This is a genomic window from Eubacterium ramulus (assembly GCF_003122485.1).
GTDB lineage: Bacteria > Bacillota > Clostridia > Lachnospirales > Lachnospiraceae > Eubacterium_I > Eubacterium_I ramulus_A.
This window is the reverse complement of the sequence record NZ_JRFU01000162.1, coordinates 1-7868: the sequence shown is the minus strand read 5'-3', so window position 1 is coordinate 7868 and position 7868 is coordinate 1. Positions and strand designations below refer to the sequence as shown.

The window sequence follows — 7868 nt, the reverse complement described above, 5'->3', positions numbered from 1 at the left end:
CGCTGACCAGAATCACGCACCAAGTCTCACGTGCGTTCGACTTGAAATGATGTAAACCTTATAGGAAAGTTTTTTAAACAGGATCATTTCTATAGGGTAATTTGAGTGTCAAAAGGGGGGGAGTATCTCATATTGAAAAAGTTCAAGTTTTCATAGTCAGTAGTAGTTCCTCTTGACACTCTGATGTTATAACCACTGTAGCAAACGGCACAAAAAGTTGCAATTTATATATTTCCGTTATCTAACGGCAATATCGTGTTTGCCGCTTTTTGCCAGATTTCATATACTAGAGCCAGAACAAAGCACAAAGGCGAAAAACAAGTTGAAAAATGGAAGGAGATAATTGTTATGGCAACAATGAAGGCAGCAGTAATGTATGGACCAAATGATATCAGATATGAAGATACAGAAAAACCGGTTTGTCCTCAGGACGGTCTTATTTTAAAGATCATGGCAGTTGGTTTATGTGGATCTGATATCAGAAACCTTACTTCAGATTCCAGAAAAGGAAATTATCCTTTTATTTACGGACATGAGATCGTAGGTGTTGTAGACGAGGTTGGACCGGAGACAACAAAATATAAAGTAGGCGATCGTTTATACTTATTCCCGGGAACTTACTGTATGGAATGTGATAACTGCATCAGCGGTCACAGCGAGAACTGCGAGAACGAGCATGTAGCAAAACTTGCAGGAACAGGCGGATTCGCACAGTACATTGCAGTAGGCGGAGAGAAAATCAAATACGGCGGAATCTACCGTATTCCGGAAGGAATCAAATATGAGGCAGCAAGCCTTGGTGAGCCGCTGACATCTGTATATGCATGCGAAGACAACATCGGTGTTGGTTATAATGATGTAGTTGTTATCATCGGTGCAGGTCCGATCGGATGCTTCATGACAAAACTTGCAAAATTACGTGGTGCTAAAACAGTTATCATGATCGACATCAACCAGATGCGTCTGGATCAGGTAAAACAGTTTGGCGCTGATTACATTATCAACAGTAAAGATCAGGATCCGGTAGCAGCAGTTAAAGAACTGACAAACGGAAAAGGCGCAGACAAAGTTATTTCTGCTAACCCATCCACAGCAACACAGCAGCCGGCACTTGAGATGGTGAAAAAAGGTGGTCTGGTAGTATTCTTCGGTGGCGTTCCGAAAGGAGCTATGACAGAGCTTGATACAAACCTGATTCATTACAACAATATCTGGATCAAAGGACATTTCGGTGCTTCTTACATGCAGTCCAAAAAAGCATTTGAGCTTGCAATCTCACCGGAATTTGATGCATCCAAATTCGTTACACACAGATTACCGCTGGAAGATATTACAAAAGGTATTGAGCTGACACGTACAGAGGCAATCAAAGTTGTATTATTCCCGAACGGAATGAATCCGGACGAGGAGGCATAAAAATGGGCAGAGAAAAGTATTGCGGCAAGCAGTTATATCCACATCTTTTCGCTCCGATCCGCATTGGTAACCTTCGTTTAAAAAACAGAATTATCGCAGCACCGACAAGCCCGAGCATGATCACAACAGATGGTCATTTCACTCCGGAAATGAATGCATATCTGGAGGAAAAAGCACTGGGTGGCGCAGCGGTAGTTACCTATGGAGAGGCGATTCCGCACTCCAAGACAGGTAAATCTCACAATAAACAACTACAGTTGGATTCCTTTGGTGTAAAACAGATGATGAAAGAAAGCACCACAGCGATCCACAACGCAGGCGGATATGCCAATATCCAGCTTTCCCACGGCGGAATGTACGGTGGACTGGCAAGTGTCGGTGGAGACATCGGATGTTGTGAGATTGCATACGGACCGAGTGATATGATGATGCCGGCAGGACCGGTAAAAGAAATGCCGAAATCACTGATCTATGAGATCGTTGATTCTTATAAAAAAGCAGCAAAACTTTGCAAAGACTGTGGCTATGACATGGTAATGGTACATGCAGCCCATGGCTGGCTGTTTTCACAGTTCCTTTCCCCTGTCATCAACCAGAGAAAAGACGAGTTTGGTGGTTCTCTGGAAAACAGAGCACGATTCCTGATGATGGTATTAGATGCCGTCCGTGAAGCTGTTGGACCGAGATTCCCGATCGAATGTCGTTTATCCGGTGATGATATGGCAGATAATGGTCTGAACCAGCAAGATTGCATTGAAGTTGCAAAATTAATTGAAGATAAAGTAGACCTGTTTAATATTTCCTGTGGAAATCACGAAGATCCGGCAATGTTCTGCAGAACACATCCATCTTCCTTCTTCCCGCGTGGCGTAAACGTTTACCTGGCAGCAGAGATCAAAAAGCATGTCAGCAAACCGGTAGCTTGTGTAGGTTCCTTAAATGATCCGGCACAGATGGAAGAGATCATCGCCAGCGGTCAGGCAGATCTGGTAGAGATCGCGCGTGGTCTGATAGCAGATCCGTACCTGCCAAAGAAAGCTCTGGAAGGCAGAGCCAATGACATCAACCCTTGTCTGAGATGTTATGAGTGTTTTGGTGAGACAGGAAAGAGCGAGACCGTAAAATGTACGGTAAACCCGACACAGGGACAGCAGTTATTCTGCAAGACAGAACCGGAGAAAGCACCGACAGAAAAGAAACGTGTGCTGGTAGCCGGTGGTGGTCCGGCAGGTATGGAAGCAGCGATTACCGCAGCAGCCAGAGGACATGAAGTGACTCTGGTAGAGAAAGCTGACAGGCTTGGCGGCAACCTGTATCCGGCAGGAGCACCGTATTTCAAAGAAGATATCCTGAAATTATGTAACGTACTGATCCGGCGTGTGGAAGCTTCCGGTGTGAATGTCATACTGAATACAGAAGTAACAGCAGATTATATTCGTGAGTTCGATCCGGATACGCTGTTTGTTGCGATTGGTTCCAATGAACTGGTTCCACCAATCAAAGGAATGGATTTGCCGAACGTCATTATGGCGATTGACGCAGAACTTCATCCAGACAAACTCGGTGAGCGCGTAGCCATCATCGGTGGTGGACTGGTAGGTGCAGAAGTAGCCGTTTCCTTCGCACATGAAGGAAAAAAATGTTCCATCATTGAGATGAAACATGAGGTAGCAGAGGAAGTAAATTCTTTCTACCGTGGTGGATTAATGCCACACGTAAAAGAAAGCGCTGCCCTCTATACGGATACAAAAGTAAAAGAGATCCGTCCGGAAGGTGTTGTCTGTGAGAATGCAGATGGCGAATTTCTGGTAGAAGCAGACAGTGTTGTCTGTGCAGTTGGTTTCCGCGCACCGTATGCAACTGTTGACGAGTTCTGTGATCTGGTTGACGAATCCTACATCGTAGGTGACTGCAACAATGTGGCACAGATTTATCAGGCAATGAATGTAGCATACTGGGCAGCAAGAAGCGTATAAGAAATGGATATCCCCTCACGGGGGATACAAAACATGCAGGTAAATAAATTCATATATGAAGGAGGACAATCCAATGGCATATAATTTTTTCGTACATAACGATCTGACATTTGGAAAAGATGCAGTTCAGGAACTGCCAAATATTCTTGCCGGTGAAGGCGTAAAGAATGTAATGATCATCTATGATGAAGGCGTAAAAGTAGCCGGAATCGCTGAGAAAGTAGTTACTCAGGTAGAGAAAGCAGATGTAGAGATCACAATTTTTGATAAAGTTTTACCAAATCCATCCAACGAGCTGGTTGAGGAAGCAGCAGCCATCGCTCAGGAGAAAAAAATCGACGGTTTTGTAGCAGTTGGCGGCGGAAGCAGCATTGATCTTGCAAAAGCAGTAAACGTATTAATGACAAACCCGGGTCCGATCGGTCAGTATGGCGGAATCGGACTGGTAAAAAATAAAGTTCACCCGTTGATCGCAATCCCGACTACAGCAGGAACATCCAGTGAGATCACAAATGTTACCGCACTGACAGATACTGTTGCAGTCTGCAAATACGTTGTCATCGACAACAAACTGGTTCCAAGCCACGTTATCGCAGATCCGGAGTTCACAAGAACCATGCCGAAATCTGTTACAGCAGCAACTGGTATGGATGCCATTACACATGCAGTAGAGAGCTACATTTCCAATATGGCAACTCCGCTGACAGAGTACAACTCCATCAAAGGTTTACAGATCTTCCGTGAGAACCTGCCGAAGGCAGTTGCAGACGGAAACGATATGGAAGCAAGAGAGAACATGATGCTTGGATGTATCATCACAGGTTTTGGCTTCTCCAATGCAAACCTTGGTCTGGTACACGGAATCGCTCATACACTGAGTGCACATTTCCACCTTGCACATGGTATGGCAAACGCAACCGTACTTCCGTATGTTATCGCATACAATGCACCGAGCTGCCCGGAGAAAATGGTAGATCTTGCAAAAGCAATCAATCTTCCGCTGACAGGCAACATCGAAGAAGATCAGTATGCACTTGCAAAAGAGCTGGAAGCACTGACAAAAGAACTTGGCATCAAACGTCTGTCCGAGCAGGGTATCAAGAAAGAAGATTTCGACATGCTTGCTGATGACGTATTAAAAGAGCCGGTACTGAACTTCAACCCACGTCAGGGTATTACAAAAGAAGACGTTCTGGCAATCTTAGAGAAAGCATACTAAGAAATGCATTCTTGAACAGTATTAAAATTTGCGTGAAAGCGCATAAGAAAACAGTTAACAAAATGGGGTAACCATTTCATATTAAACATCTCAGATTGAAAGGAAGGTATTCAAAATGAAATACGAAAAAATCAGAAAAACAGTTTTAGAGGCAATTTTAGAGGCAGTAGATCAGGGACTGATCCATGGTACATCCGGAAACATCGCTATGAGAGATGACGAGGATGATGTAATCGCAATCACACCAAGTGGAATTTCTTATACAGGAATGAAACCGGAAGATATCGCAATCGTTGACTTAAACGGAAAATGGATCGATGGACCATACAAACCGTCATCAGAGGTTCCGATGCATACAGCAGTTATGCGTGCCAGACCAGATGTAAAAGCTACTGTTCATACACACAGTATGTATGCAACCATCATGGCTATGGGTGAGAATCCGGAATTAAAACCGATCACACCGCCACAGTGCGAGTTCACACCGGTTGGAATCGTATCCTTCACAATGCCTGGTTCTAACGATGTAGCTGATAAAGTAGTAGATGCTTTGGGCGAGAAAGGCCGTGCTTGTCTGATCAAAAACCATGGTATGTTCACATGTGGTAAAGATATGAAAGCAGCTATGCATGCAACAATCTACACAGAGGAAATGGCTCAGACAACATATCTTGCAAAAGTACTTGGAACATATGAGCCAATGCCGGAAGAAGCTGACAAAGCTATGAAAGCATTAATCGCAGCTGATCAGGCAGTATAAATACCGCCATATATGCACACACGCACGAGAGGAAAGTATTCTTTAACGTGGCGCAAACAGGAAAAATGTGCCTGATGAATTTTTGATGATAAAAAGTCATGAAGCACATTTTCCTGACAATAAAAACAATGAAAATAATTGATTGATTTTGGGAGAAAAACGACATGGCAAAGAAAAAAATGGCTTTATGTACTCCGATTCCTGAGAAAGAACTGGAGGCAATCAAAGAATATTGTGATATTACAATCTGTGGTGAGTTAAAACACGGAAAAGGAAATGTGACAGAAGAAATGACAAAAGAAGAGTGCATGGGCAACGAGCTCATCGTTCTTGGTGATGAATATGCAGGCACAGATACCATCAATGCATGGGTTGACGCTGGTATGAAATTCATCGGCGTTGCAAAAGGAACACCGGTTACGGTAGATCATGATGCCATCGTAAAAGCTGGTCTGGATCTTACATACACACCGGGTAGAAATGCGGTAGCAGTAGCAGAGTTCTGTATTGGTCTAATGATCGCTTCTACACGTAACCTTGCATTAAGCTGCGTAGGTCTGCAGAAAGGTGAGCATCTTGGTGCACCGGTAGATGATATCTACAACGTTCCGGAAGAGAAAAACGTTACATGGGGACCGCTTGACGAGAATCATCCTTACACAGATTACGGTATCGGATTTGAGTTATATGGTAAAAAACTTGGTATCGCAGGTTATGGTGCTATCGGTCGTGAAGTTGCAAAACGTGCAATGGCTTTCGGTATGGAAATCCTTGCATACGATCCATATATGCCAAAAGAGGCAGTAGAGGCTACAGGCGCTGAGTATGTAGATCTTGATACAATGCTTTCCCAGAGTGATATCGTAAGTATCCACCTTCCGGTACTTCCGTCCACAAAAGCAATTGTAAACAAAGACTGGTTCTCCAAGATGAAACCGACTGCTTATGTGATCAACACAGCCAGAGCAGCAGTTATCGATCAGAAAGATTTTGTAGAAGCTCTTGAGAACAAAGTAATCGGCGGCGCAGCTGTTGATGTATATTGGCAGGAGCCGGTTCCGGCAAACCATCCGTTACTGAAAATGAGAAATGTAACATGTACACCTCATTATGCAGGATTAACAACAGATGTAGACAACTGGTCCGGAAGAATTATGTCTGAGAATATCATGGCATACTTAAAAGGCGAGCCGGCAAAACATATCTGGAAAGTAAAAAAATAAAACAGAAATGAAACGCCCAGGGGGAGAACGTGATATGCGTTCTCCTCTTTTTTGTTTATCTTAGTCGAGAAGACTCCCACTTCTGCAAGTAGCGAAAGTGGATTGCGAATGTCCGATTTACCATGCCAAACATTAAGAGAAAACGGACTTATTGAAAATTTTGTTCAGAAAAATAATTTGTCTCCTTAATGTGCTAAAATGGCATGAGATTTGCGTGTTAAAATAGTAAATAAAAATGTATAGCAGGGAGGAATTTTACTATGAATGGCATTGCAAATGAACGACTGGGACAATCATTACAGGCGTTTGAGCAGGCTTTTTCTGATTTTTTCCAGCCGGGGCAGAGTATGGAAAACAGGAGAAAAGACAGTGAAACAATGCGTTCGATTGTTGCAGAAATTTTATTTGTGTTGCAGAGTGACAAAAAAGATGCGGATTTTATACCGCATGTGCTCATGGAAAAGGAGAAGCATGAGTGGTCAGAGTGTGAATTATTATCGGAGGCATTGATCAACGAATATCATGTGCCGAAAAATGCAGCTCTGGCAGTCACGATGCTGGCGTGGTGCAAATATTTACTTCGGACAGATCTGGATGCAGTCGTGATCTGGGCAGAGCAGGTGTGGAATGTGACCAATCCGGACGTTTCACCAAGTACGGTAGCACAGGAGGGAATTGCCCGTTTTCAGGATTTTATCAGTCAGTGTGGACTGTCAGTAACACTTCGGGAATACGGATTGCGTAATTTTGACAGTCGCAGAGTGGCATTTCGAATTGCCAGGACAGATGCAGTGGAGGTTCCAACAGAAAGTGATATACAGGCGATTTATGAATTAGCGAAAGGCTAAGGAGAATTTTGAAGAAATATCAATTTAGCAAAAGGCACTGGATGAGTGATTGTCCGGTGTCTTTCGCTGTTTTTTGGAAAAATAGATCGACAAGTTGCACCACGGAAACAACAGTTGTCCGGGCGCAACAGCAACTAGACAAAAATAAAGTCAAAAATGCAAAAAAATATGTAAAAAATAGCCAAAAAAGAGAAAATAGAATTGGCATACAAATTGCATTATATATAGACATCAGGACAAAGGTCCACAAAATTTCCAAACAAAAAGAAAGGAAGAGGAAAAATGAAGAAGAAGGCGATTAGTTTATTACTTGTTGGGGCAATGGTGGCAGCTATGGTTGCCGGATGTGGAAATGCATCATCCGATAACAACGGAGCAGCAGCAGGCGGTGACAGCTCAGCAAAATCAGAGTCAAACAGCTCAGCA

7 protein-coding genes are annotated in these 7868 nt (G+C 43.4%); all 7 read left to right on the top strand.

Annotated elements, in window-relative coordinates; all coding sequences use genetic code 11:
* Positions 1-348 precede the first annotated feature (348 nt).
* The 7 genes from LG34_RS13905 to LG34_RS13875 all read left to right on the top strand — a co-directional run bounded on the left by LG34_RS13905 (position 349) and on the right by LG34_RS13875 (position 7744).
* Positions 349-1416 (top strand): zinc-binding dehydrogenase, encoded by a 1068-nt coding sequence (locus LG34_RS13905; RefSeq protein WP_242979910.1) that lies wholly within the window; start codon positions 349-351, stop codon positions 1414-1416.
* Between the two features lie 2 nt (positions 1417-1418).
* Entirely contained in the window at positions 1419-3392 is a 1974-nt protein-coding gene (locus tag LG34_RS13900; protein ID WP_109216596.1) for an FAD-dependent oxidoreductase, read from the top strand.
* A 73-nt stretch (positions 3393-3465) separates the two neighbouring features.
* Positions 3466-4611 (top strand): iron-containing alcohol dehydrogenase family protein, encoded by a 1146-nt coding sequence (locus LG34_RS13895; protein WP_109216595.1) that lies wholly within the window; start codon positions 3466-3468, stop codon positions 4609-4611.
* Positions 4612-4726: 115 nt separating this feature from the next.
* Positions 4727-5371 (top strand): class II aldolase/adducin family protein, encoded by a 645-nt coding sequence (locus LG34_RS13890; RefSeq protein ID WP_109216594.1) that lies wholly within the window; start codon positions 4727-4729, stop codon positions 5369-5371.
* Between the two features lie 164 nt (positions 5372-5535).
* Positions 5536-6594, top strand: coding sequence for an NAD(P)-dependent oxidoreductase (locus tag LG34_RS13885; protein ID WP_109216593.1), 1059 nt, complete (start codon positions 5536-5538; stop codon positions 6592-6594).
* A gap of 260 nt (positions 6595-6854) precedes the next feature.
* Complete coding sequence (locus LG34_RS13880) at positions 6855-7442, top strand: iron-containing alcohol dehydrogenase (protein WP_109216592.1); 588 nt, start codon at positions 6855-6857, stop codon at positions 7440-7442.
* A gap of 8 nt (positions 7443-7450) precedes the next feature.
* Positions 7451-7744 (top strand): hypothetical protein, encoded by a 294-nt coding sequence (locus tag LG34_RS13875; RefSeq protein WP_109216591.1) that lies wholly within the window; start codon positions 7451-7453, stop codon positions 7742-7744.
* Positions 7745-7868: the final 124 nt, after the last annotated feature.

Excerpts from the sequence above, each read along its gene's own strand:
- LG34_RS13905 (WP_242979910.1), top strand. The coding sequence starts at position 349 with ATGGCAACAATGAAGGCAGCAGTAATGTATGGACCAAATGATATCAGA.
- LG34_RS13900 (WP_109216596.1), top strand. The coding sequence starts at position 1,419 with ATGGGCAGAGAAAAGTATTGCGGCAAGCAGTTATATCCACATCTTTTC.
- LG34_RS13895 (WP_109216595.1), top strand. The coding sequence starts at position 3,466 with ATGGCATATAATTTTTTCGTACATAACGATCTGACATTTGGAAAAGAT.
- LG34_RS13890 (WP_109216594.1), top strand. The coding sequence starts at position 4,727 with ATGAAATACGAAAAAATCAGAAAAACAGTTTTAGAGGCAATTTTAGAG.
- LG34_RS13885 (WP_109216593.1), top strand. The coding sequence starts at position 5,536 with ATGGCAAAGAAAAAAATGGCTTTATGTACTCCGATTCCTGAGAAAGAA.
- LG34_RS13880 (WP_109216592.1), top strand. The coding sequence starts at position 6,855 with ATGAATGGCATTGCAAATGAACGACTGGGACAATCATTACAGGCGTTT.